General features: G+C 63.5%; 20 protein-coding genes. 12 read left to right on the top strand and 8 right to left on the bottom strand.

Going from position 1 to position 23,649, the window contains the following annotated elements:
- The first annotated feature begins 49 nt into the window (after positions 1–49).
- Positions 50–3,205: an FG-GAP-like repeat-containing protein gene (locus ACYU7Q_RS04455; RefSeq protein WP_460608228.1), complete on the top strand. Its 3,156-nt coding sequence runs from the start codon at positions 50–52 to the stop codon at positions 3,203–3,205.
- A 3-nt stretch (positions 3,206–3,208) separates the two neighbouring features.
- Here ACYU7Q_RS04455 and ACYU7Q_RS04450 read toward each other — a convergent pair whose 3' ends face one another.
- Both ACYU7Q_RS04450 and ACYU7Q_RS04445 read right to left on the bottom strand, forming a co-directional pair.
- On the bottom strand, positions 3,209–4,060 hold the full coding sequence (locus ACYU7Q_RS04450; RefSeq protein ID WP_460608227.1) for a bifunctional transcriptional activator/DNA repair enzyme AdaA: 852 nt from the start codon (positions 4,058–4,060) through the stop codon (positions 3,209–3,211).
- Positions 4,061–4,220: 160 nt separating this feature from the next.
- On the bottom strand, positions 4,221–4,502 hold the full coding sequence (locus tag ACYU7Q_RS04445; protein WP_460608226.1) for a DUF427 domain-containing protein: 282 nt from the start codon (positions 4,500–4,502) through the stop codon (positions 4,221–4,223).
- Between the two features lie 164 nt (positions 4,503–4,666).
- Between ACYU7Q_RS04445 and ACYU7Q_RS04440 the strand changes: the two genes are divergently transcribed.
- Complete coding sequence (locus tag ACYU7Q_RS04440) at positions 4,667–5,773, top strand: vWA domain-containing protein (protein ID WP_460608225.1); 1,107 nt, start codon at positions 4,667–4,669, stop codon at positions 5,771–5,773.
- 17 nt (positions 5,774–5,790) lie between these two features.
- Here ACYU7Q_RS04440 and ACYU7Q_RS04435 read toward each other — a convergent pair whose 3' ends face one another.
- Positions 5,791–6,777, bottom strand: a complete 987-nt coding sequence (locus ACYU7Q_RS04435; RefSeq protein WP_460608224.1) for a hypothetical protein — start codon at positions 6,775–6,777, stop codon at positions 5,791–5,793.
- Positions 6,778–6,950: 173 nt separating this feature from the next.
- On the opposite strand from ACYU7Q_RS04435, the gene ACYU7Q_RS04430 reads away from it, so the two are divergent.
- The 3 genes from ACYU7Q_RS04430 (at position 6,951) to ACYU7Q_RS04420 (ending at position 9,700) form a co-directional block, all read left to right on the top strand.
- Positions 6,951–8,471, top strand: coding sequence for a P-loop NTPase family protein (locus tag ACYU7Q_RS04430; protein ID WP_460608223.1), 1,521 nt, complete (start codon positions 6,951–6,953; stop codon positions 8,469–8,471).
- A 222-nt stretch (positions 8,472–8,693) separates the two neighbouring features.
- Positions 8,694–9,110, top strand: a complete 417-nt coding sequence (locus tag ACYU7Q_RS04425; RefSeq protein WP_460608222.1) for a hypothetical protein — start codon at positions 8,694–8,696, stop codon at positions 9,108–9,110.
- Between the two features lie 95 nt (positions 9,111–9,205).
- On the top strand, positions 9,206–9,700 hold the full coding sequence (locus tag ACYU7Q_RS04420) for a DUF4112 domain-containing protein (RefSeq protein WP_460608221.1): 495 nt from the start codon (positions 9,206–9,208) through the stop codon (positions 9,698–9,700).
- A 146-nt stretch (positions 9,701–9,846) separates the two neighbouring features.
- On the opposite strand, the gene ACYU7Q_RS04415 is transcribed toward ACYU7Q_RS04420, so the two are convergent.
- Both ACYU7Q_RS04415 and ACYU7Q_RS04410 read right to left on the bottom strand, forming a co-directional pair.
- Complete coding sequence (locus tag ACYU7Q_RS04415) at positions 9,847–11,592, bottom strand: FG-GAP-like repeat-containing protein (protein ID WP_460608220.1); 1,746 nt, start codon at positions 11,590–11,592, stop codon at positions 9,847–9,849.
- A 188-nt stretch (positions 11,593–11,780) separates the two neighbouring features.
- Positions 11,781–13,547 carry a M14 family metallopeptidase gene (locus ACYU7Q_RS04410; RefSeq protein ID WP_460608219.1) on the bottom strand — a complete coding sequence of 589 codons (1,767 nt, stop codon included), beginning with the start codon at positions 13,545–13,547 and terminating at the stop codon, positions 11,781–11,783.
- Between the two features lie 129 nt (positions 13,548–13,676).
- Between ACYU7Q_RS04410 and surE the strand changes: the two genes are divergently transcribed.
- On the top strand, positions 13,677–14,543 hold the full coding sequence (surE, locus tag ACYU7Q_RS04405) for a 5'/3'-nucleotidase SurE (RefSeq protein WP_460608218.1): 867 nt from the start codon (positions 13,677–13,679) through the stop codon (positions 14,541–14,543).
- Between the two features lie 29 nt (positions 14,544–14,572).
- On the opposite strand, the gene ACYU7Q_RS04400 is transcribed toward surE, so the two are convergent.
- From ACYU7Q_RS04400 to ACYU7Q_RS04390, 3 genes are all read right to left on the bottom strand, one after another.
- Complete coding sequence (locus tag ACYU7Q_RS04400) at positions 14,573–14,821, bottom strand: hypothetical protein (protein ID WP_460608217.1); 249 nt, start codon at positions 14,819–14,821, stop codon at positions 14,573–14,575.
- A gap of 36 nt (positions 14,822–14,857) precedes the next feature.
- Positions 14,858–16,237, bottom strand: coding sequence for a sensor histidine kinase (locus ACYU7Q_RS04395; RefSeq protein ID WP_460608216.1), 1,380 nt, complete (start codon positions 16,235–16,237; stop codon positions 14,858–14,860).
- A 118-nt stretch (positions 16,238–16,355) separates the two neighbouring features.
- Positions 16,356–17,036: a response regulator transcription factor gene (locus ACYU7Q_RS04390; protein ID WP_198068200.1), complete on the bottom strand. Its 681-nt coding sequence runs from the start codon at positions 17,034–17,036 to the stop codon at positions 16,356–16,358.
- A 172-nt stretch (positions 17,037–17,208) separates the two neighbouring features.
- On the opposite strand from ACYU7Q_RS04390, the gene ACYU7Q_RS04385 reads away from it, so the two are divergent.
- The 6 genes from ACYU7Q_RS04385 (at position 17,209) to ACYU7Q_RS04360 (ending at position 23,566) form a co-directional block, all read left to right on the top strand.
- On the top strand, positions 17,209–17,829 hold the full coding sequence (locus ACYU7Q_RS04385) for a phosphoglycerate mutase family protein (RefSeq protein WP_460608215.1): 621 nt from the start codon (positions 17,209–17,211) through the stop codon (positions 17,827–17,829).
- A gap of 232 nt (positions 17,830–18,061) precedes the next feature.
- Positions 18,062–19,483 carry a zinc-binding metallopeptidase family protein gene (locus ACYU7Q_RS04380; RefSeq protein WP_460608214.1) on the top strand — a complete coding sequence of 474 codons (1,422 nt, stop codon included), beginning with the start codon at positions 18,062–18,064 and terminating at the stop codon, positions 19,481–19,483.
- 108 nt (positions 19,484–19,591) lie between these two features.
- Positions 19,592–21,361 carry a S8 family serine peptidase gene (locus ACYU7Q_RS04375; protein WP_460608213.1) on the top strand — a complete coding sequence of 590 codons (1,770 nt, stop codon included), beginning with the start codon at positions 19,592–19,594 and terminating at the stop codon, positions 21,359–21,361.
- 56 nt (positions 21,362–21,417) lie between these two features.
- Positions 21,418–22,110: a hypothetical protein gene (locus ACYU7Q_RS04370; protein WP_460608212.1), complete on the top strand. Its 693-nt coding sequence runs from the start codon at positions 21,418–21,420 to the stop codon at positions 22,108–22,110.
- A 150-nt stretch (positions 22,111–22,260) separates the two neighbouring features.
- Positions 22,261–22,881 carry a hypothetical protein gene (locus tag ACYU7Q_RS04365; protein ID WP_460608211.1) on the top strand — a complete coding sequence of 207 codons (621 nt, stop codon included), beginning with the start codon at positions 22,261–22,263 and terminating at the stop codon, positions 22,879–22,881.
- Positions 22,882–22,954: 73 nt separating this feature from the next.
- Positions 22,955–23,566 carry a DUF4920 domain-containing protein gene (locus tag ACYU7Q_RS04360; RefSeq protein ID WP_460608210.1) on the top strand — a complete coding sequence of 204 codons (612 nt, stop codon included), beginning with the start codon at positions 22,955–22,957 and terminating at the stop codon, positions 23,564–23,566.
- Positions 23,567–23,649: the final 83 nt, after the last annotated feature.

Genomic DNA, 23,649 nt, shown 5'->3' with positions numbered 1-23,649 from the left:
CGCTGGTGGAGCTTGCCTACTACATTTGTCGGGTTCGCAAATTCCTGATATGACGCACCTTTCCTCATTAGCTACCTCTTTCATCGTTGGCACCTGCGTTTTGCTAACGGGCTTCGGAGCCCGGGCGCAGGGACCTGTGGTCGTGAGTGCAAACCTCAGCCCGGCCCGCCACGCGCCCGCCGCTGCCCGCAACAGCGCGGTGTCGGTGCCTTTCTCCCAAAATATTAATCCGGCCACGGCGGGGGCTATCAGGGTGTTTTCATCGCAGGGCGGGGGACGGCGCACGGCCACCATTGGTGCCAGCGCCGGCACCGTTACGCTGGCCCCCACGGCCCCGAACGGGCAATTGCCCGATTTCAAACCGGGCGAAACGGTGCAGGTGAGCGTGCCCGGCAGCGTGCAAAACGCTGGCGGCACCGGGGCCAGCCCTTTCGTGTACCAGTTCACGGCGGCGACAATGGGCGGCACGGGGGCCTTTACGGGGGGCACGGAGGTGCCGAGTGGCAGCCAGCCCTGGGGCGTGGCGGTGGCCGATGTGGACGGCGACGGCGACCTCGACCTGCTAACGGCCAACTACGGGGCCGCCACCGTGAGCCTGCGCCTCAACAATGGCCTGGGCACGTACACCGGCGGCACCGAGCTGAGCACCGGCGGACCGCCCATTACGGTGGTAACCGCCGATATTGATGCCGACGGCGACCTGGACATTCTCACGGCCAACTACTACGGCTCGGTGGGGGTGCTGCGCAACAACGGCGGCGGCAGCTTTGCCAGCGTTGTGCAGGTGTCGGTGGGTTTGCAGGCCAAGAGTCTGGCAATGGGCGACTTCGACGGTGATGGCGACCTCGACCTGGCCACGGGCAACACCTCGATGGGCTCGGTGAGCGTGCGCTTCAACAACGGGCAAGGAGTGTTTTCGGGCACTACCGAGCTGGTAGTGGGGCAAGTGCTGGCCTGGATGACCTTGGGCGACGTGGATAATGACGGCGACCTCGACGTGCTGGCCGCCGTGAACGAAACCTCGCGCTCGGTCCTGCGCATTATGCGCAACAACGGGCTCGGTCAGTTCAGCGGCAGCGCCGATGCGGTGCTCAACTTCTACACCGATTGCCTGGCGGCCGGCGACCTCGACGCGGACGGCGACCTGGACCTGGTGACGGCTAATTTGCTGGATGCATCGGCCTGTGCTTACCTCAACGATGGCACCGGGCACTTCACTTTTTTTGAGTACCGGCCGGTGGGCTTGCGCCCCAGCAACGTGGCCCTGGGCGACGTGGATGGCGACGGCGACCTCGACGTGCTGGCCAGCAGCACCACCGCTAATACGGTAACGCTTTTGCTCAATAGTGGTGGGGCCAATTTCATTGTGGGTGGCACTGTGGCGGTCGGCAGCACCCCCCAGGGCATGGCCCTGGGCGACCTCGACGGCGATGGTGACCTCGACCTGCTCGCGGCCAACTCGGGCGGGGCGGCCATTAGCGTCCGCTTCAATCCGGCCCGGCTGGTGCCGCTGGTGCCGCTGGCCCTGGTGCGCACCGAGCCAACCGCCAATGCCCGCGCCGTAGCCCGCCGCTCCACGGTTGAAATGGTTTTCTCGCAGCCCGTGAATTTTTCCTCTATAGGTGGTGCGCGCGTCTTTTCGGCTCAGTACGGCGGCCGGCGCACGGTTAGCTACAACACTTCTTCCTTCAGCCCCAACAACTATGGCGTGACGATGGAGCCCCAGGCAAAGTCCGGGTTTTTGTACCAGGCGCGAGGCTTTCAGCCTGGCGAAGTGGTGGCGGTGACGGTGTCCCGCACGGTGCAGAGCAACAGCACCGGGGGCAGCATGACCCAGCCGTACGTGTACCAGTTCACGGTGGCCGCCGATAGCGCGGCGGGCAGCTTCGGGCCGGCCCCCGAGGTGCCGGTGGGCCGGCAGCCCTTTGGGGTGGCCCCCGCCGATGTGGACGGCGACGGCGACGTGGACCTGCTGGTGGCCAACGCGGGCGACAACACCGTGAGCGTGCGCCTGAACGATGGCCGGGGCCTATTCATCGCCAAAGCCGAAGTGGCCGTGGGCCAGCGCCCTTACCAGGTGGTGCCGGCCGATGTGGACGGCGACGGCGACCTGGATTTTATCAGCGTGGGCCGGGGCATCAGCAGCATGGTGAGCATCCGGCTGAATGATGGCAGCGGCAACTTTTCGCCGGGCTCAGACCCGGCCGTGTCGACTTCGGCGCTGGGGGTGGCGGTGGGCGATGTGGACGGCGACGGCGACCTGGATTTTGTGGTGTCCACCAACATTGGCAGCGCGGTGAGCGTGTACGTCAACAACGGCGCGGGCATCTTTCAGTGGGTGCCGCAATCCTCCGTGCTCAATGGCATGCAGAGCGTTGTGCTGGCCGACATCGATGCCGATGGCGACCTGGATTTGCTCGGAACCGATGTGGCCAATAACCGCGTCATCATCGCCCCCAACAACGGCAAGGGTACTTTTGGAGGCGCTGGTTTTTCGAATACCCTGGCCGTGGGGCGCAGCCCCTGGCGCCTGGCCGTGGCCGATGTGGACGGCGACAACGACCTTGACATCCTAACGGCCAACTACGACGGGCAAAGCGTGAGCGTGCGCCTCAACAACGGCCGCGGCAGTTTCGGGGGCACTACCGACGTGCCCGTAGGCAATGGGCCCAAATGGGTGACGACCGGGGACGTAAATGGCGACGGCACCCTCGACCTGCTGGTAACCAACGGCACCGACGGCACGCTCACGGTGGGCCTGAACGACGGCCAGGGCAATTTCTCCGCCACTGCCCCCGTTCCCGCCGGCCTGAACCCGGTGAGCACGGCCGTAGCCGATGTGGACGGCGATGGCGACCTGGATTTGCTCACGACCGGGCTGGGGTTGCCCGGTGCTCCGGCGGCCGTAGCCGTGAGCCTGAATGCGCCCGCCCGCCACAGTAGCCTTCCCGGCATTGAGGTATACCCCAACCCGGCCACCACCCCGGCGGCCCTATGGGTAGACCTGCCCCCCGCCGCCTGGAAGGGCGAAGTGCGGGTAGCGGTTTTTTCGAGCATGGGCCGCCATCTGCTCGACGTTGTTCTGCCGGGCGTGCCCGGGCAAGGCGGGCGGGCGTTGCCGGCACTGGCTTTGCTGCCCGGGGTGTACGTGCTCCGGGCCAGCACCACCATCGGCACTTTCAGCCAGCGCCTGACCGTGCAGTAGCCATCAATGCAAACCTGCAGGCACGCCACTGGCAAGGGCTTGGTGGGCCGATTCCCAGCCCAGCAGCGCGGCCTTGCGGGTGCTGCCCCAGCGGTACTGCCCCAGCTCGCCGGTGCCGCGAATGACGCGGTGGCAGGGGATGAGGTAGGCCACCGGATTGGCCCCGATGGCCGTGCCCGCCGCCCGCACGGCCGCGCCGCGTTCGGCGGCCTCGGCTAGCTGCGAGTAAGTGCGCAACTCGCCCTCCGGCACTCGCAGCAATGATTCCCAGATTTTCAGTTGAAACGGTGTGCCTTTCAGGTGCAGGTGCAGCCGGCCGGTGGGCGGGAAGTCGCGGGTGAAAAACTGCGCTACTTCACCGTGCAAGGCTGTTCTCTCCTCGGTTAAAGCTGCGTTGGGCCACTCCCGCCGCAGCTCGGCTACGGCCGTTTCCTGGTCGTCAACGAACACCAGCTTACAGATGCCCTTGGCGGTAGAAGCCACCAAGTAAGCCCCAAACGGACTCTCGCCGAAACTGTAGCTGATGGCCAGCGCGGCCCCGCCGTGGCGGTATTCGCCGGGCGTCATGGCTTCCAGCGTCACGAATAAATCGTGCAGGCGGCCAGTGCCGGAGAGGCCGGTTTCGTGCGCCGCCTCAGCCACCGAGGCTTGCCGGCGTAGCATCCGCTTGGCGTGGTCGAGGCTGAGGTATTGCAGGAATTTCTTGGGCGACACGCCGGCCCACTCCTGAAACTTGCGCTGGAAATGAAACGGGCTCCAGTGGGCCTGCCGGGCCAGCTCGTCGAGGTCGGGCTGAGCCTGAAAATGGGCCTGGGCGTAGGTGAGGGCGGCGGCGATGCGCTGGTAGTCAGTCATGAGATTGATTCGCTGATTGACTACAAAAATCGCACTTGATAGGAAGGGTGGAAACCCGATTCTTGCGCAGTTTGGGGCGGGCTAACCGTAAATCTAAAAGACCGTCATGCTGAGCGAAGTCAAAGCATAACGGTCTTTCAATAAATTCATAGTAGCCCTTTTACTTCTCCACTTTTACGCCTTTCCAGAACGCCACACGGCCTTTTATTTCCTTGGCAGCGTCCTTAGGCTCAGGGTAATACCAAGCGGCATCTTTGTTTTTCTCGCCGTTCACGTTCAGCGAGTAATAGCTGGCGCGGCCTTTCCAGGGGCAGCTGGTTTGGGCAATGCTGTCCTCAAAAAACTCCTTTTTGATGGAATCAGCGGGGAAATAGTGGTTGTTCTCGATAACGACGGTATAGTCGCTCTCGGCCACAACGGTGTTGTTCCAGATGGCTTTCATTGGGTGGGAGGTAGCGCGAAGCTCCAGCTTCGCGTATGGTTAAAGAAGGGAGTGCCTGCGCAAATTGGGCGACCGAAACGCGCAGCTGGAGCTTCGCGCTACTCCCAATTGAACATTGCCCGCACCGTGCTTGTTTTCTAAGCCTATCCTGAAAGAAGAATTATATGGCCGTTGGCTTCCGCTTCCGCGATTTTGTGCCCGAAGACCAGCCCGAGAAGGGCTTTGAGTCGTTGTTTAAGCTGTTCATGCAGCTCGTTACCATCACCTCCGGCGACGTGGGCGAGGCGCTGCAATGGCTCAATGAGCTTGACAAGCAATACGGCCTCACCGACGACAACTACGGCATGGGTAATTTCATCGATGACCTGAAAAAGAAAGGTTACATCGATGAAAACGAGCAGGAAAAGGGCGCGTTTAAAATTACGCCCAAAACCGAGCAGGGCATCCGTAAGAGTGCGTTGGAGGAGGTTTTCGGCAAGCTGAAAAAGAGCAGCACCGGCAACCACCGCACGCCCCACACCGGCCAAGGCGACGAGCAAAGCACTGACCTGCGCGAGTTCCGCTTCGGCGATTCGCTGGAGCAGATTCAGATGACCGAATCCATCCGCAACGCCCAGCTCAACCACGGCATGGACAGCGGCGAGTTCATGCTGACCGAGGGCGACTTGGAAGTGCGCGAAAACGAGCATAAGTCGCAGACCAGCACCGTGCTGATGATTGACATCTCGCACTCGATGATTCTCTACGGAGAGGACCGCATCACCCCGGCCAAGAAGGTAGCCATGGCCCTGGCCGAGCTCGTGAAGCAGAAGTATCCCAAGGATTTCCTCGACGTAATCGTGTTCGGCAACGACGCCTGGCAGATTGAGATAAAGGATTTGCCCTACTTGCAGGTCGGGCCCTACCACACCAACACCGTGGCCGGCCTAGAGCTGGCCATGGACCTGCTGCGCAAGCGCAAAACGCCCAACAAGCAGATTTTCATGATTACCGATGGCAAGCCTACCTGCCTGAAAGAGTCCGGTGGCTACTATAAAAACTCGTTCGGCCTCGACCGCAAGGTGGTGAACAAGACCCTAAACCTGGCCGCCGCTGCCCGCCGCGTCAAAATTCCCATCACCACCTTCATGATTACCTCCGACCCGTATCTGCAGAAGTTTGTGGAGGAATTCACGGAGGTGAACCAGGGCAAGGCCTACTATTCGGGCCTGAAAGGGCTGGGGCACCTGGTGTTCGAGGACTACAAGAAGAACCGGCGTAAAACCTTGTAGGGGCGGGGCTTAGGTCGCTAGCGGCCGGTAGCGGTTTTCACCAGCTGTTTCACGTCGTCGTCTTCCAGGTGACCGATGTCCTCGGAGTGCGAGGCGTGAAACTTCGACCAGCCCAACACCTTGCCGTTGCTGGCATCGACGAGTTGGTAGTATTGTTCCTTTCGGAGCGTGACGTAGCGAACGTAAACGTAGCGGGCATCGGCGGCGGCTACCGCGGCATCGAAGCCGGCTTGGTCGACCACCTGTACCGGATGCGGGTACACCTTAGCCAGAGTGGCTTCGGTCAGGCTCTTCGATAGCTGATTGCGGCTAAGCAGCAGGGTGCGGCTGGGCAGCAGTTCGGCGCTGTGGCCCAGGCCAGCCTCTGCGGCCCGTTCAATTTCGCGCGGCGATTGGCCGGTGGCTCGCTGCTGCGCGTAGGCCTGCAACTGCTGCACAGCCGGTACCATCTCGCTGCTGGGATACGATTCCTGCCAATAGTGCATGTCGTAGGGCCAGTAGAGCTGCCCGAACAGCTGTGTTATGTTTGGGAATGCGGCACCGATGGGATTTTTGCCGCCCATCTCGTTAATCAGCAGGGCCGGAATTCCATACGTTAGACCGCTGTACTGGCCATTGCCGTTGACCGAGCCCTGGGCAACCATCCCAAATGTGAGTACCAAGCGTCTGGTTTGCTTATCGAGAGCAAACTGCTGAGCCTGCGCGTTGGAGATAGCCGACACCGGCGACAGATGCCACTGCTTAGTGGCCAACTCCAAGGCGGTGCGCTGGGCCGCTATTTCGGCCAGATAGGCAGTCAGAAGCGCGGGTTTTCGGTTCTTGAAGGATTTGCTGAGCTGCGGCTCGGGCATGGGTTCGGGCAACACCACGTACAGTGGTTCGGTGGCCGTGAATGGGTATTTGCCGCCCTGGTAGTTGAAAATGGACTGGTAGCCCGATTGCGCGTGGGCTTGGCCCAGACCAAGCATGGCGGCTACGCTCAGCCCTAGAATAATGCGATGCATGTAATACAGGAAAGAAAGGTGAGAATGCGGGTAAAGCTACTGCCTCATCCCCAGACTGCCAACGCTACGCCAGAGCCAACCAGCCCAATGCCTTTCGCACCAGCTGGCCTGAACCTCAGCCCCCCTTTCGCGGTTAAAGACCTTGGGAAGCCAGTTTCCCGCCAACACCCTTTATGAAGCACGAAACTATCCGTACCCTGGGCCAGCTCCGCGCCAGTGGTTATAAATCCCGCACCGTGAAAGCCGAATTGCGGGAGAACCTGATTCAGAAGCTAAAGAATAAAGAAGACGTGTTTCCCGGTATCTTCGGTTACGAGGAAACAGTCATTCCGGAGTTGCAGCGCGCTATTCTGGCCGGGCACCACATTAACCTGCTGGGCTTGCGTGGGCAGGCCAAAACCCGCATTGCGCGCCTGCTCATCAACTTGCTTGACGAGTACATGCCCGTGGTGGCCGGCTCCGAACTGAACGACGACCCGCTGCAGCCGCTGTCGGTGTTTGCCAAAAGCCTCATTGCCGAGAAGGGCGACGACACGCCGGTGGCCTGGGTGTACCGCGACGAGCGTTACACTGAGAAGCTGGCCACGCCCGATGTGTCGGTGGCCGACCTCATCGGCGACGCCGACCCCATCAAAGCGGCCACGCTGAAACTGCCGTATTCTGATGAGCGGGTGATTCACTTCGGGCTGATTCCGCGGGCGCACCGGGGCATTTTCGTGATTAACGAGTTGCCCGATTTGCAGGCGCGCATTCAGGTGTCGCTGTTCAATATTTTGCAGGAGGGCGACATTCAGATTCGCGGTTTCAAGGTGCGGCTGCCGCTCGATATTCAGTTTGTGTTCACGGCCAACCCGGAGGATTACACCAACCGCGGCAGCATCGTCACGCCGCTTAAGGACCGGATTGACGCGCAGATTATCACGCACTACCCCAAGTCCATCGAAATCGGCAAGCGCATCACCAAGCAGGAAGCCCGCATCAAAGACGAGCAAAAGGGCATGGTGACCAGCAACGAAGTCATCCACGACCTCGTGGAGCAGGTGGCCGTGGAGGCGCGCGGCTCCGAGTTCGTGGATGCCAAGTCGGGCGTGTCGGCCCGCCTCACCATCTCGGCTTACGAGCAGGTGATTGCCGGAGCCGAGCGCCGGGCGCTGGTGAACGGCGAAAACAACACCTATGTGCGCCTGGGCGACTTCATTTCGGCGGTGCCCGCCGTGACGGGCAAAGTGGAGTTGGTGTACGAAGGCGAGCAGGAGGGGGCCGGTATCGTGGCCGAGAAGCTGATGGGCAAGGCCATTCGCACGCTGTTCCTGAACTATTTCCCCGACCCCGACAAGGCCAAAAAGCTCAAAAACCGCCCCTCGCCCTACAAAACGGTGCAGGAGTGGTTCGGCAACGGCCACACGCTGGACCTGCTGCACGACGCCAGCACGGCCGACTACCGCAAGACCCTAGACCAAGTGCCCGGCCTGCGCGACATCGTGACCGAGCTGCACCCCAACGAGACCCCCGAGCACACCTATTTCCTCATGGAATTCCTGCTCCACGGCCTGAGCGAGCACAGCCTGATTTCGCGCAACCGCCTCACGGCCGGCGCGCAGTTTAAGGATTTGCTCTCGTCGATGTTCACCATGCCGAGCTTCGGCGAAGATGACGACGAGGACGAAGATGAGAAGCCGCGCCGCCGCCGGTAGGCTAGTAGCACGGACTTTAGCTTCGCTGACCTGCAGTTGTAGTCCGCGTATCGCTAAAAAAGCCCCGCGTACCGATTGGTGCGCGGGGCTTTTTCGTGTCCCGGCGCCCGGCTTTGCGGCGAATCGGGCTGCTCAAACGCCGGTTTTAGCGGCATGGCTTGCAATCAGAGCCGCTGAAATTGGGCGGCATCGTAGTTTTGCCCCTTCGCCGTTTTCTGCGCTATGAATTCTCCGCTCTCCCTTCAGCTCGCCTACCGTCCCGATTTGGACCTGTTCACGGCGCGCTGGCTCACCTTTCATACCTCCAGCACGGAGCGCGCCGAGTACGAGGCCGTGCTGCAGGCCCCGGAGGCCCTGGGCACACCGCACTGGCTGCTTGATGTGCGCCGCCGCCCCACCAATGCCGAGGCCGCCCGTTGGGTCACCACCGACTGGCTGCCCCGGGCCGCCGCCCTGGTGCGGCCCGCTCACCTGCGTCTGGCCTTCCTGGTAGCCCCCGTCAGGGCCGAAAACCTGCGCGCCGACGATGAGCTGCGCGCCATCATGGAAGCGGCCTACGCCGCCGGCGATGCTTTCGCCCTGCGCACGTTCACCGACGAGGGCGCGGCCGTGGCCTGGGTGCTGGGCCGACTGGCCTAGCCGCTTACCGGCCCGGTAGCCCCGCCGCCGCGGTTTTGTGCCGTGGGAGCCATCGTTCGGCCGGCGGTGTACGTACTGCTCCCAAAGCTCATCTCATGCTCCTTCGCCCGCAACCGCCGCTCCCTTCCTCCTTTGATGCCGATGAGCGCCTGCGCTGGGTCGAGCGCGTGGCCCGGCTCATGGACAGCCAGTTTCAGCTGCCCGGCACCCGCTTTCGCTTCGGCCTCGACCCGCTGCTGGGGCTGGTGCCCGTGGTCGGCGACCTGTCCACCACGGTGGTTTCGGTGGCGTTGCTGATGACCATGTTCCGGCACGGGGCCAGCGGGGCCGTGGTGGTGCGCATGGCCCTCAATATTCTCATCGATACCGTGGTGGGCGGCATTCCCATCCTCGGCAACGTGTTCGATTTCGCCTACAAAAGCAACGAGCGCAACGTGGCCCTGCTGCGCCGCCACTACGCCGAAGGCCGCCACAGCGGCAGCGGCCGGGGCCTGATACTAGTGCTACTGGTTTTATTAGCGGTTATTGTGGGGCTGGTGGGCTGGGGCAGCGTGGCGCTATTGCGCTGGGGCTGGCACTACTTCAATTAAGCCGACCACTCGCTGCGCCAGCCCCGCCGCTGGGGGCCTGGGCATTGACAAGCCCAACCGGCCCCAGCATCCTAAAACACGAAAACGCCCCGCGTACCCATTGGTGCGCGGGGTGTTCCGGCATTTTCAGGCGACTGAATAATACACTATTCGAGCACAAGCGGCTGGCAATTGGTAAGCGCGCCGGCCGTGAGGCGCAGGGTGTAGAGGCCCGCCGGCAGGTTGCCTACCAGGAGGGTAGCCGTGGCCCCGGGCTGCTGCGCGGCCTCCTGCTGCCGGTACACGCGCTGGCCCAGCAGGTTGAATACCTCGGAGGTGAGGCCGGATGGGGTACCGCTTGGCAGCAGCACTTGCACCCGCCCGTGGGCGGGGTTAGGGTAGCAGGTGGCGGGCAGCGTAGCGGCGGCCGGGCGTGTGGCCAGTACCGGCTGGTTGAGGCGCAGCTTTATGTTGGGGCTGGCCCCGTTCACGCCGTTGTCCACGATTGCCAGGCCGGGCCAGCCCCCCATCGGCCCCGCCACCAGTTGGGAGCCAGCGCAGTTGGCCAGCAGCCGGGCACTGCCAAAGGTGCCGCCGCTGAAAGAGTTGGTCCAAAGCGCCGTGCCCGCGGCTCCGATGCTGGGGTTGTTGTAGGTCGCCAGCACGTCGAGGCTGCCGTCGCTGTTCACGTTGGTCAGGTGCACGGCCAGCGGCCCGGTCACGGCCAGCACCGTGGCGGGGCCGAAGCCGCCCGTGCCGGTGCCAGGGTATATGCGCACCGCGTTACCGGCATTGTCGGCCATGGCCACGTCCAGTAGGCCGTCGCCGGTGAGGTCGCCCACGTCGGTGCGGCCAGTGCGGGGCACGGGCGCGCTGGCGGCCAGCGCAAAGCCGCCCTGGCCGTTGCCGAGGTAAGTTTTGAGCAGGCCCGAGCCGGAACTGCCCACCAGGCAGTCGAGCCGCCCGTCGTTGTTGAAATCGGCGAGGTGCAGGTTGCTGGCATCGAGGTCCACCAGCACATCGGGCGCGGCCACGAAGCCGCCCTGCCCGTTGCCCAGGCGCACGGCCAGCACCGCCGCAGGCAGCCCATTCGCGGGCAGAGCCGCCACTGCCGTCACCACAAAATCGAGGTTGCCGTCGGCATTCACGTCGCCCACCCGCAGCTGGCCGGGTGCGGCACCCAGGGCCACCGGCACCGCCGCGCCAAAGGTGCCCTGGCCGGTGCCCAAGGCCAGGGTCACGCCCGGGTTCACGGTGCCGTTGGCGCTGGTGAGCAGGTCGAGGTTGCCGTCGCCGTTCATATCGCCCACGGCAATGCTGGCGGGCCGCTGGCCGGTGCTGAGCAGGGTGGCCGGCCCCAGGACGCTCGTGGTAAAGCTCTTGTACAGGCGCACCTGGTCGTTCTGTGTATCGGCCAGCAGCAGGTCGAATCGGCCGTCGTTGTCCGTATCGGCCAGGGTCGGCTCCGTTAGGGTCGTGCTGGTTTCGGGCTCGCTGGTGTTGCCAATGAACAGGCCCGTGTAGAGGCCGCCCGTCCGGGTGCGGAACTGTAGTACGCTGCCGCTCGTGGCCGCCCCGCCCGTGCCCGCACCGCGCACCGTGGCCGGCACGCTCACACTCACCAGCTCGTCCAAGCCGAAGTAGGGCCCCGTGGGCTGAAAGCGGAGCTGCGCGGTGCCATCGCCGCTGACGGTGCCCGGCAGCAGTCCCCGGCTCCGGCTGCCAAACACCCGGATGCCCGCCGCTCCTGTCACGGGCTGCGAAAAATTCAGACTCACCAGTTGCGGCGATATCTCAGTTGAATTAGCGGCGGGAATCATCCCCGTTAGGATGGGAGCCTGCGCCAGGGCTAGGCTGGGCAGCAGCGTGGCGCACACCGCGCCGGCCAGAAAATCAGGGTAACTTCTTTTCATGTGGAAAGGGGTTGGAAAAGGGATTGGATTACGTGCTTAAATGTAAGGATTTTACCCAATTCCCCTGCTGCGAAATCAGTGCCCGACCTCACAAAACAGAAGCCCGGCGTACCCATTGGATACGCCGGGCTTCGGCCGGAACAATACGCGTCGACAGGTTCGGTACCGGTAGTGCGGGTACCCGGGCGCTATTCGCCCAAGCGGCCCGGGCCCAGCCAGCGCGCCACCGGGTAGCGGTTGTGGCCGGGCTCGTGGTAGGCCGAGTTCAGATATACCCACTCCAGTTGGGCGGGGCCGTTGGCGGCGAAGGCGGCGTTGTCCTTCTTGAGCTTCTCCAGCCGTTCGCGCAGGCTGGGGTCGCGGCGCAGCAGGTCGGCGGCCAGGTCTTCAAACACGTAGTCAGAGTAGTGCTCCTTTTGCTGAAGCACGCTATCGAAAAAGCCCCAGGCGAAGAAGGAATCGGTGGCCTGCGGCTCCAGCGTCTCCACGAGATAGCGGATGGGCGCGGCTTCGTTCAGGTACACCACCAGGTCGCCGGGGTGGAAGGTGACGGTTTCCGGCCGGGGTTGCAGCCGTACCTGGCTGTGCACGTAGTGCCCCTCAAAGGGTTTGGGCGTGGTTTTGAAATCCTCAAAATAATAGATTTCCACCGGCGCGGTCACTTCGCGGGGTAGCGGTTCCAGCGTGGCCCCGTTGCGGCGCAGGCGGTCGGCCACCTCGGTCCAGGCCTTGGGAATGATGTAAGCCGTGGGCCGCGTAGCGGTAGCGGTGGGCTTGAAGGTGTTGAAGTACTGCACCGGCCGGGTGAAGGGCCGGGCGCGGTCGTAGAACAGGCGGGGCTGGCCGCTCACTTCGCTGGGCTTGTGGCCCGCCTCGTAGCCCCGGAATTGCACGGTTTCGGGCTGGCTGTCGTCCAGGGCCCAGGCGAGTGGAAAACGGGTTTGTCCAACCATGACGGCCGTCGCGATGGCGCGCGCCTGGGCCAGGGCGGCCGACTGCTGGCCCACGGTTTCGAGCATAGTCAGCAGGAAATCGTAGGTTGAATGCACGCGGGGCGCGTAGGCCTTGAGCATGTGCGTTTCGGGCATGAAGCCGATGGTGTTGAACAGGGCCGCGTAGCCGGTGGAGTAGCGCGGCGTTTCGAGGAAGGCACGCAGGCCGCTTTCCGGCGTTTCGCCCTCAAAGTCCACATAGGGCGTCATGGGCCACTTTTTCTGCTCCATGCGCTTATACAAAGCCGGCAGCAGCTGGCCTTGCAGGTAGGTGCCCAGGGCCGGCGCCAGCTTGCTGTGCTGGGTGGCAATGAGCGTCATGGTGTACTGATAATCGGCCCCGTTCGACGTGTGGGTTTCCACGAACACATCGGGCTGCCACTTCTGAAACAGCGCCGCGAACGACTGCGCGTTGCGCGATTCCTGCTTGATGTAGTCGCGGTTCAAATCCAGGTGCCGCGCATTGCCCCGGAAGCCGTACTGGGCCGGCCCGTTCTGGTTCACGCGAGTGGTCGAGTTGCGGTTCAGCATGCCGTCGATGTTGTACACCGGCACTATCACGACCGTGACCTGTTCCAGCAGCTTCGCCAGCGACTTCTGCTGCATCAGGTCCCGCGTCAGCATCATGCTTGCGTCGATGCCCTCCGGCTCGCCGGGGTGAATGCCGTTCTGGATGAACAGGATGCGGCGGTTTTTGCGGCGGGTGCTGGCCGGGTCGGCGTCGCCGTCGGCGCTGAGCACCACTTCGTGCAGTGGCTGGCCCGCATCCGTCGGCCCGGCTTCGGCCAGGTGCAGGTGCGCGGGGTAAGCAGCGGCCAGCTTCTGGTAGTAGGCCACGCACTCCGCGTAGGTGGCCGTGGTATTGCCGGCGGGGTCGTTTTCGAACGGCGTGCGCCAGGCCGGGGCCGGCGCGGGCAGGGTGGGAGCGAGGGTCATGAGTGAAGCCAGGAGCAGAGTGAACATAGGTGCAAAGGAACGGTTGGAAAGGGAACGTGAGAACGAAACTCTCTCCTTGCCAACCGCAGGTCAGCGAAGCGAAGGGGGAGTTTGCTTGCCCGCCTACCTTTGCCATTCCCCAAACACCCGTTGCCTATGTCCACCGCCCTCCCGCGTCCCCTCATCCTCGTCTCCAACGACGACGGCATCACCGCCCCCGGCATCCGCCACCTCGTGCAGGCCATGGTCGCCCTGGGGGCCGAAGTCGTCGTCGTTGCCCCTGATTCGCCGCAGTCCGGCATGGGCCACGCCATCACCATCGGCCACGCCCTGCGCCTCACCCGAAACCCCGTTTTCGGCCCCGACGTGGATGCCTACGAATGCTCCGGCACTCCGGCCGACTGTGTGAAAATCGCCAAGCATTACGTGCTCAAAGACCGCACGCCCGACCTCGTGGTGTCCGGCATCAACCACGGCTCCAACGCCTCGGTTAACGTGCTGTACTCGGGTACCATGTCGGCCGCCATTGAAGCGGCGATTGAAGGCCTGCCCGCCGTGGGTTTTTCCCTCTGCGAGTACGGCCCGAACGCCGACTTTTCGCACGTGGACGAGTGGGTGACGCAGGTGTGCCGCCACGCCCTCGACCACGGCATCCCCGCCGGTACGGCCCTCAACGTGAACATTCCCAAAAACTCTGATACGCCCATTGCCGGCCTGCGCCTGGCCCGCCAGGCCCGCGCCAAGTGGCAGGAGGAGTTTGACCGCCGCCTCGACCCTTACCAGCGGCCATATTACTGGCTGGTGGGCCAGTTCGTGAACCTCGACCCCGGCACCGATACCGACGAATGGGCCCTGGCCAACAACTACGTTTCCATCGTGCCCTGCAAGTTCGACCTCACCGCGGACCACGGCCTGGACCACCTCAGCGAGCAGTGGCAGTTGCCGCTGCCCGAAACGCAGGTGGTGGCCATGCCGCCCCAGCCCGTGCCCTCGGAAGACTACGGCGTGGCTAATCAGGAATAGCCAGGACCGGTTGAAACGAAAAGCCCCGGCTACTTAGCCGGGGCTTTGTTGTGAGGGAGCAGCGCAGCTTTGCGCAGTTTGGTTGGTGGGGGCCGACGGATTGCGACCGGCCGCACCGTTTTGGGCGGCATGGGCGCCGTGGTCGATTTACGCACTACGACCGGAGGGGTGGTTTGGCCGGGCAGGGCAATGCGGTGCAGCGCCACTACCTCGGTACCCAAGGCCACCAGCAGCACCAGCAGCAGGCTACTAAGCAGGATTTTCAGCAAAGTATGCACGGAAAGTTGAATGACTGCCCGAAGCTACTCTCACCCCTATGAAGCCGGCATGAACCCCGCCAATAAGTTGGCGGCGGGCTGAAAATCGAGGATAAACGCCGTGCCCCGGCCCACTTCCGACTCGGCTCGCAGCGTGGCCCCGTGGAAGCCCGCAATGGTCTGGGCGATGGGCAACCCCAGCCCGTAGCCCTCCGGCGAGCCGGGCGCATTGGAGTTGAAGCGCCGAAACCGGTCGAACAGGTACGGCAGGTTTTCCGGCGCAATGCCGGGGCCGGAATCTTCCACCCGCAGCGTGTAGCCCCCGGAGGGCAGCGGGCGCCCCAGCACCCGAATGGAGCCGCCCTCGTGGTTGTACTTGATGGCGTTGGAGAGCAGGTTGCGCAGCAGCGTGTGCAGCAGGCTGGCGTTGGCGTGGGGACGGGTGTCGTCGCCGGTGATGTCCATTTCCAGGGTGATGTCGCGCTGCTGGCGGCGGTCGTCCAGCTCTTCGGCCACCTCGGCCACAACGGTGCTCAGGCGCACCGATTCGTTGCGCAGGTACTGCTCGTTTTCGATGTTGGCAATGAGCAGCAGGGTGCGCACGGTGTTGCGCAGGCGGTAGAGCGTGCGCTGCGATTCCACGATTTGCTGGGCGTGCTGCTCAGGCAGGGTGGGGTCCTGCAGCATATTCTCGAAGCGCGATTGCAGGATGCTGGCCGGCGTGAGCAGCTCGTGGCTGACGTTGCTCATAAACTCGCGTTCCTTGGCAAATGCCGACTGCACCTGCCGCATCAGGGAGTTCAACCGGTCGTCGAGCCGGCGAAAGTCAGTAGTATCGGTATCAATGGGTTCAAACTGAAAATCCGACGGCTGCTTGATGCCCCGCAGCTTGCGCACAATCAGCTCGCGCAGCGGGGCCAGCAGGTAGTGCGCGAAGGCCGCATCGGATAGCACGGTGAGCAGCGAGGCCGCCACCAGCACCCACAGCGCCAGGTTGCGCAGGGTGCCCGTGAGCAATTCCACCGTTTCCAAAGATGAGCCAATCTCAACCCGAAACGCGGGCTGGCCGGCAGCCTGGGCCGGCCGGGCAAAGCTCAGAATCCGGAAGTCCTCCACCTGCTGGTCGACCTGCCGGGGCTCTTCAAAAATGTGCTCGGGCGGCAGCGCCGTGCCGGCGGGCAGCGGCGTCAGGGTGATGTATTCCTGCTTGAAGATGTTGTAGTCGGCGTAGGTTTCGGCCCGCTCGCCGCGCTCGAAAGCCTGCAGGCCGTCGCGGGCGATGAGGGCCAGCACCTGCTGCTTTTTGGCGCGCAGGTGCAGGTCGGTGTGGGCCACGGCCACGCGCTGCACAATGGGCGGAATCACCATGGCCCCCAGCAACACCAGCAGCAGCTTGGACAGGGCATTGAACAGGGCAAGCTTGGCTTCGAGACGCATGCGGATGCGAGTGGCTGAGTGAGGGAGCGACTGAGTGGTTAATAATTGCGCGAAGGAGTGACCAAGTGATTGTTCAGAACGTCACTCAGTCACTCCCTTACTCAGTCGCTCAACGAAGTTACTCCGCCGCCCGGTAGCCGATGCCGCGCACCGTCTCCAGAAAGTCGGCCGAGGCGAACTGGGCCAGCTTCTTGCGCACGTTTTTGATGTGCACGTCGATGTAGTTCGAGTCGGAATCGTCTTCCAGCACGTTGCCCCACAGGTGCTCGCCCAGCTGCAGACGTGTGAGCACGCGGCCCCGGTGCAGCAGCAGGTAGTGCAGCAGGTCGAATTCTTTTTTGGTGAGGGGCACTTCCTGGCCGCCGTGCCGCACAATGCGGGCGTTAGGGTCCATGCTAAAGCCCTGGCCGAAAGTGATTTCTGGCCGTTTGAGGTTGAACTTGCGGCGGGTGATGGCCTGCATGCGGCTGGTGAGCTCCAGCAGCGAGAAGGGTTTGGGCAGGTAGTCGTCGGCGCCAAGGTCGAGGCCGCGGATGCGGTCATCGAGCGCGCCGCGGGCGGTGAGGATGATGAACGAAGCCTCCTGGTTTTCATTCAGACGGGCTTCGCGGAGCAGGTCGAGGCCGTCGCCGCCGGGCAGGCCCAGGTCGAGCAGCACGAAGTCGTAGCTGCTCACGTACAGTTTTTCCGACGCCTCGGCGTAGGTATAGGCCGAGTCGACCAGGTACTGGGCTTGCAGCAGAAACTGCCGCATTTCCTGGTGCAGGCTTTTTTCGTCTTCGATGAGCAGAACGTGCATGGGCAAAAAAGAGGATGACGGGTGATGCTTTCGGGTACAACATACGACATGCGCATCTGAACGGTACATGAAGGCCATTGGTCAATCCAAAGCATGCCATTCCGAACCCCTCAAACTTTGTGGCGTATCTTGTCCCAACAACATCTTACCACGTTTTCTTCCTGCTTTCCTGATGAAATACCACTTCCCATTCTGGCCGCTGCTGCTGGCCGCCCTGGTCGCGCTGGCTAATAGTGCCGCGGCTCAGGCCCCGGCCGCTGCCAAATCCAAAACCAAAATCAAGCCCGTGGTGACCACCATCTACATTGTGCGGCACGCCGAAAAAGATTCGACCTCCGACCGCGCCGACCCCACGCTCTCGCCCCTGGGCCAGACCCGCGCCCTGGCCCTGCGCCAAACACTGGTGCGCCATCATCCCGCGGCCCTGTTCACCACCGATACCAAGCGCACCCGCGCCACCCTTGCCCCCCTGGCCGAGGCCCTGAAACTAGAGCCCCAGACCTACGACCCGAAACGAGGCCGCGACCTGGCCGACCGCATTCTGAAAGAATACGCCGGCAAATCGGTGGTCATCGTGGGCCATTCCAACACGGTGCTGTCGCTGATTGACGATTTTGGAGCGACCCCGCCGGTGGAGGAAATCGGCGAGAATGACTACGAATACCTCTTCACGGTGCATGTGACGGAAGGCCAGATGCCCACCGTAGACATGCGCGGCTACGGCCCCGAGCGCCGGCCGGGCATCAAACTCGGCAAAGGCACACCCATGACGCAGGCAGCGCCCGTTAAATAGCCATTGCGGCCAACCAAATCTGTAAAATGGCCAGAGCCGTAATCCCGCATGGGGCTACGGCTTTGTCCGTCATGCGGCTGCGGGGCAACCGGCCAGGCTGCCGCGGGTTTTTCCTGCTCGATGAAGGGCCAATGCCGTACCTCGCAATGGCCCGCTGCCGTACTTTCGCCCACGCCCAGCCACCCCGGCCGGGAATTCAGGCCGTAGCTCTATGCATCGTCACGCTAAAAAAATGCTGGTTTTGGCCGGCGCCCTATTGGTATTCAACGCGCACAGCGAGGCGCAGTCGCGCAAAAAGACCAAGGCGACCCCCGCACCCGCTGCCGCGGCCAAAACCGACCAAACCGACTCGCTGGCCCTGCGCAAAATCTTCGACGAAGCCCTGCTGCGCGGCGAGAGCTACGACAATTTACGCTACCTCACCGGTAACATTGGCCCGCGGTTGTCGGGCTCGCCGCAGGCCCAGATGGCCGTGGAGTGGGGCAAAGCCACCATGGAAAAAGCCGGTTTCGACCGCGTGTATTTGCAGGAGGTGATGGTGCCGCACTGGGTGCGCGGCAGCAAGGAGCGCGGCGAAATCATTGGAAATAAGGACAAGGGCGTTAAAGTGGCCGTGTGTGCCCTGGGCGGTTCCGTGAGCACCGGCGGCAAGCTGAAGGCCGGCGTGGTGGAAGTACACAGCCTGGAAGAAGTGAAAAACCTGCCCGAAGCGGCGGTGAAAGGCAAGTTCGTGTTCTACAACCGGCCTTTCAACGATGCCCTCATCGAGCCCGGCGCAGCCTACGGCGGGGCGGTAGACCAGCGCGCCAACGGGGCCATCGAAGCCGCCAAGCGCGGCGCCGTGGGCGCCCTGGTGCGCTCCATGACCTCAGCCCGTGACGACAACCCGCATACCGGCACCATGCGCTACGCCGAGGGCGTGACCAAAGTGCCCGGCGCGGCCCTAAGCACCAACGCCGCCGACAAGCTCAGCCAGCTCCTCAAGGCCAACCCCGACCTGCAATTCGAGCTGGAAATGGAGTGCATTACCTTGCCCGAAGAAAAAAGCTACAACGTGGTGGGCGAAATCAAGGGCAGCAAATTCCCGCAGGAAATCATCACCGTGGGCGGCCACCTCGACTCGTGGGACCTCGCCCAGGGTGCGCACGACGACGGCACTGGCTGCGTGCAAAGCATTGAAGCCCTGCGCCTGCTGCGTGCCGCCGGCTTCAAGCCCGAGCGCACATTGCGCGCCGTGCTCTTCATGAACGAAGAAAATGGCACCCGCGGCGGCAACGAATACGCCCGCCTGGCTGCCCAGAACAAGGAAACGCATCTCGCCGCCATCGAGTCGGATGGGGGCGGATTCACGCCGCGCGGCTTTACCGTGGAGGGCGACCCTGCCACGGTGGCCAAGCTGGCCCGGCTGGCTCCATTATTTGTGCCTTACCACGCCTCCGAAGTAACGGCCGGCCACTCCGGCACCGACATCGAGCCTCTGCAAGCCGCCGTGCACCCCAAGGCCCTCATCGGCTACAAGTGCGATTCGCAGCGCTACTTCGACATCCACCACACGGCCGCCGACACCTTTGATAAAGTGAATCGCCGCGAATTGGAACTGGGCGGCGCCAGCATGGCTTCCTTAATTTATCTATTGAGCAAGTACGGGCTGTAAATTCCTGGTGGCATAGGCATTAGCTGACTGTCAATAACGGCCTGTTTTCCATCACCTACCCGAAAAAGCAGTTTGCAAAAGTTCTGGATTAGCTTTTTTGTGGGAAGCATGTTGTGGATGGCTCCCACGGCCAGTCGCAGCCAGGCGCGGAGCGTCCCGCCCGCTACTCGCTACTGGGTGACGCTGTGCGACAAAAGGGGCGTACCCTTCGACCCGGCGCGGTATTTCGCGCCTGCCGCCCAGGCCCGCCGGGCCCGCCAGCACCTGCCCGCTTTCGATGTTACCGACCTGCCCGTGCGGCCCGATTACGTGGCCGCCATCGCGGCGCGGGTCGATACCATAACGGTGGTCAGCCGCTGGTTCAATGCCGTGGCCTGCCGGGCTACGCCGGCGCAAGCCGCCGCGCTGCGGGCGCTGCCCGGCGTGGACAAAGTGGCGGAGTGGCCGCTGCGCAACGCCGAAATAGCCGCTCACCAACCCGCCAGCTCTCCAGCACACCACCCCGCCAGTTCGCCCAAGCCCATCACGGCCAATGACTACCTGCTGGCCCGCCGCCAAACGGCCCACCTCGATGGGGCCGCGCTGCGGGCCGCCGGCCTGTCCGGGCAGGGCATGCGGATTGCCGTATTTGACGTGGGTTTTCGGGGGCTGCCGGAACACCCGGCGTTTCGGGAGCTGGTGGCCGGCAAGCGCATCGTGGCGACCCATGACTTTCTTAAAAACCGCGACGAGGTTTTCGTTGGTGGGAGCCACGGCACCGAGGTGATGGGCTGCCTGGCCGGCCGCTTGCCCAGCGGCTTCAGTGGTTCCTCAGGGCTCGCTCTGGGGCTTGCGCCGGATGCGGAGTACCTGCTGGCCCGCACCGAGCAGCTGCACCGCGAGAGCTACGCCGAGGAGGAAGCCTGGCTGGCCGCCGTGGAATGGGCCGACCGCCTCGGGGCCGACATCATCAATTCCTCGTTGGCCTACACCGAGCAGCGCTATTTCCCCGAGCAGATGGACGGCCACCGCAGCCTCATTGCCCGTGCTGCTAACATGGCGGCCCGCAAAGGCGTGCTGGTGGTGAGCGCCGCGGGCAATGATGGCGACGACGACTGGGTCCGCATCGGCACGCCCGCCGATGCCGATTCGGTACTGGCCATCGGTGGCCTCGACCCCGAAACCGGCCTGCACGTCGATTTCAGCTCCTACGGCCCCACCGCCGACCGCCGGCCCAAGCCCAACCTGGCGGCGTTCGGCATTGTGCTCACCACTACGCCGGGCGGCGGCTACGAGCGGCTGGAAGGCACCTCGTTTGCCTCACCGCTGGTGGCGGGCTTCGCGGCCTGCCTGTGGCAGCAGCACCGGCAGCTCACGGCCATGCAGGTGTTTCGGGGGCTGGAAAAATCGGCCGAGCTGTACCCGTATTTCGATTATGCCCACGGTTATGGGCGGCCCCGCTTCGCGCACTTTGCGCCAGAAACACCGGCGGTTGCGGCCGTGCCCACCTTCGATTTTGTGCCCCACGATAGCCTGATTGCCGTCATCATTCGTCCCGAAGCCGCGTTGCGGCCCGCCGAAGCGCTGCCCCTCATGGCCGACCAGAGCGAACCCGTGCTGCCCGCCACCGTGCCCGCCCCGGAAGCCAAAAGCCCTGCCGACAACGTACCGCGCGTGGGCCGCGAGCAGCCCGTGGCCCCCAGCCCCGCGCCGCTGCCCGAACCCAACTACCCCGCCTACTTCTACTGGAACCTGGCCGACCGGCGCGGCGTGTTGCGGCGCTACGAAACCCGGGCCGTCACGCAGCGGCTGGTGGTGCAGGTGCCGCGCCGTTTCCTGAGTGGCGGCAATGTGCTGCGCGTTCATTTCAAAGGCTACACGGCCACGTATTCAGAATGATGCAGCCCGCGAAACCGAACAGGCGATTGAAACCGGCAGGAGCGAGGTGCCGCGGATTGCTGGCGTTGGGCCTGCTGGCCGGGACGCTGCCCGCTGCCCGCGCCCAGCAGGTACTGGTGCAGGCCAACGTGGCCGATGACACCATAAAAACAACTTTCGGGCCCAACCGCCGCTATTTTGGGCACGTCTACCTGGGCTATGGCCTGCTGGCTGGCCCGGCCGAAGCCGGCGCAGGCGTGCGCTACGGGCTGCGTTCGGCCGAGTTGCGCGGCGGTGGGCGGCTCAAGGTTCGGTTTAATCAGGCGCTGGCCCTCAATGCGGACCTGGGCTATGCTTACCAACGCTATGGCCTGGCGCAAAACGGCCAGAAAACAGTGCCGACGTCCAACCTGCACCGCAGCGAAAGCCTGGGCCTGCACCAGTTGTATTCCGAACTCAGCCTGCGCCTGAACTACGGCCGCCGGGGCAACGCCGTGGGCCGATACGTCGACCTGCTGGCCGGTGGCGGCTGGGTGGCCGCCACCTCCCACAGCACCGAAGACGACCCTGCCCCCGGCATCAGCTCCGTCGAAACCACCGAGCGCGGCCTGCCTTACCTGCGGCGCTGGTGGGGCGGGGTAGGCGGGCGCGTGGGCGTCGACCGCTACGCCCTCACGGTGCGCTACCGGCTGTCGTCGGTGTTTGCGCCCGACAACGCGTGGCCCGAATTGCCCCGTTGGACGCTGGGGGTCGAAGTAGGCTTGTTCTGAGGGGGTAATAAAGCTGGCCTTAAACCTAATGCCGCGCTTTTGCCGTAAAATCCCCCACACTGGCCGCTTGAGTAGGTTATCTATATAGCATCGGCTTCATTTTCCCTCTTACCTTCGTGCTCGGGCCTTGTTTAGGCTGCGCTCCATTTTATGAAAATCAAACCCTTTCAACTTTCTGCGCTGGCACTGCTGGCCGCTGGGCTCACGCTCCAACTAACCTCCTGCGTGAGCACCGAGCGCGAGGTAAGCAACTCTTCTACCGACCCGCGCACTACCTACACTCCGCCGCCAGCCGGCAGCCGTGTGCGCGTGAGCGGTAAAACGGTGCTCAACACCGTGAGCGCCACCCATTCGTTTTCGGACCCGGCCACCAAGGATAATTTTATTCTGCAGCTGCGCGGTCCCCGCGTACTCACGGCCCAGGCCCACCTTATTGTGACCAGCAGCACCGGCGATACCCTGCGCCACGAGGTGCTGCCCGCCCGTGCTCTGCTCAGCCACACCGATATTGCCGACCCGCAATCGGCCAGTGTGCGCGACCAGGAAATTGCCATTTTACAGGGCATGAATGGCTTCTTTGCCGATGCCCATTTCCTACAGCCGGCCATCCCGGCCGGCGCCGAACAGCCCGCTGAAGTAGATGCCAAAACCTGGTCGGCCCTGCGCGAAGACCCGGCCACCGTGGGCTTCGATTACACCGGCGCGGGCGGGTCCGAGCGCCGCCTGGCCTACGTCCGCAAGCTGCGCAAGGCCGTGGTTATTAGCCAGTAATAACCATTTTCTAACGCTGTTCTTCGACTGGCGGCTAGCCTCCCATTTGCTTCAATTTCCCATTACCTGAATCATGAAATTCATTCTCTCTTTCGCCGGCGTATTGGTCGCCATTCTGCTGTTGCTGAAATTCTTTCCTTCGGCCCCCATCAACCCCGTGCTGCCGGTGCCCCAGGGCCAGCAGGAAGTAAATGGCCACGATTCCGATGTGCCCAAAGGCGCGGGCACCGATGCGGAGGGTGAAGAGGAGGAAGGCGAAAAGCCCGGCCAGACCAGCATTGCCCCGGCCACTCCCGGCCAGACCTACGGCGCAGTCATCACGCCAGCCGGCGCGCTGCCGATGAGTGCCCTGGCCACCGCGCTGGGCAGCCGCGATTCGGCTCAGGTGAAGCTGGTGGGCAAGGCCAGCGCTGTGTGCCAGGCCAAAGGCTGCTGGATGACCCTGCCCACCGCCGACGGCCAGCAGATGCGCGTCCGCTTCCGCGATTATGCCTTTTTTGTGCCCAAAGACCTCAGCGGCCACGAAGTAGTGGTGAGCGGCTGGGCTTACCGCAGCACCGTGCCCAAAAGCGAGTTGCAGCACTACGCCAAAGACGCTGGCAAAACCGACCAGGAAGTAGCCGCCATCACGCAGGACGAGCAACAGCTCACCTTTCTGGCTGACGGTGTTCGGGTGGTGAACTAGCCTTTATCCGCTGAGCCTGAAACAGCTGAAAAAGCCACCCTCGAGGTGGCTTTTTTTTGTACTGGTGCTTGTTTTGCCGCTCC

It is taken from the genome of Hymenobacter terrigena, from assembly GCF_054776515.1.
The sequence above is the reverse complement of the archived record's forward strand: the minus strand, read 5'-3'. Positions and strand labels throughout refer to the sequence as shown.

Excerpts from the sequence above, each read along its gene's own strand:
- ACYU7Q_RS04455 (WP_460608228.1), top strand. The coding sequence starts at position 50 with ATGACGCACCTTTCCTCATTAGCTACCTCTTTCATCGTTGGCACCTGC.
- ACYU7Q_RS04450 (WP_460608227.1), bottom strand. The coding sequence starts at position 4,060 with ATGACTGACTACCAGCGCATCGCCGCCGCCCTCACCTACGCCCAGGCC.
- ACYU7Q_RS04445 (WP_460608226.1), bottom strand. The coding sequence starts at position 4,502 with ATGAAAGCCATCTGGAACAACACCGTTGTGGCCGAGAGCGACTATACC.
- ACYU7Q_RS04440 (WP_460608225.1), top strand. The coding sequence starts at position 4,667 with ATGGCCGTTGGCTTCCGCTTCCGCGATTTTGTGCCCGAAGACCAGCCC.
- ACYU7Q_RS04435 (WP_460608224.1), bottom strand. The coding sequence starts at position 6,777 with ATGCATCGCATTATTCTAGGGCTGAGCGTAGCCGCCATGCTTGGTCTG.
- ACYU7Q_RS04430 (WP_460608223.1), top strand. The coding sequence starts at position 6,951 with ATGAAGCACGAAACTATCCGTACCCTGGGCCAGCTCCGCGCCAGTGGT.
- ACYU7Q_RS04425 (WP_460608222.1), top strand. The coding sequence starts at position 8,694 with ATGAATTCTCCGCTCTCCCTTCAGCTCGCCTACCGTCCCGATTTGGAC.
- ACYU7Q_RS04420 (WP_460608221.1), top strand. The coding sequence starts at position 9,206 with ATGCTCCTTCGCCCGCAACCGCCGCTCCCTTCCTCCTTTGATGCCGAT.
- ACYU7Q_RS04415 (WP_460608220.1), bottom strand. The coding sequence starts at position 11,592 with ATGAAAAGAAGTTACCCTGATTTTCTGGCCGGCGCGGTGTGCGCCACG.
- ACYU7Q_RS04410 (WP_460608219.1), bottom strand. The coding sequence starts at position 13,547 with ATGTTCACTCTGCTCCTGGCTTCACTCATGACCCTCGCTCCCACCCTG.
- surE (WP_460608218.1), top strand. The coding sequence starts at position 13,677 with ATGTCCACCGCCCTCCCGCGTCCCCTCATCCTCGTCTCCAACGACGAC.
- ACYU7Q_RS04395 (WP_460608216.1), bottom strand. The coding sequence starts at position 16,237 with ATGCGTCTCGAAGCCAAGCTTGCCCTGTTCAATGCCCTGTCCAAGCTG.
- ACYU7Q_RS04390 (WP_198068200.1), bottom strand. The coding sequence starts at position 17,036 with ATGCACGTTCTGCTCATCGAAGACGAAAAAAGCCTGCACCAGGAAATG.
- ACYU7Q_RS04385 (WP_460608215.1), top strand. The coding sequence starts at position 17,209 with ATGAAATACCACTTCCCATTCTGGCCGCTGCTGCTGGCCGCCCTGGTC.
- ACYU7Q_RS04380 (WP_460608214.1), top strand. The coding sequence starts at position 18,062 with ATGCTGGTTTTGGCCGGCGCCCTATTGGTATTCAACGCGCACAGCGAG.
- ACYU7Q_RS04375 (WP_460608213.1), top strand. The coding sequence starts at position 19,592 with ATGTTGTGGATGGCTCCCACGGCCAGTCGCAGCCAGGCGCGGAGCGTC.
- ACYU7Q_RS04365 (WP_460608211.1), top strand. The coding sequence starts at position 22,261 with ATGAAAATCAAACCCTTTCAACTTTCTGCGCTGGCACTGCTGGCCGCT.
- ACYU7Q_RS04360 (WP_460608210.1), top strand. The coding sequence starts at position 22,955 with ATGAAATTCATTCTCTCTTTCGCCGGCGTATTGGTCGCCATTCTGCTG.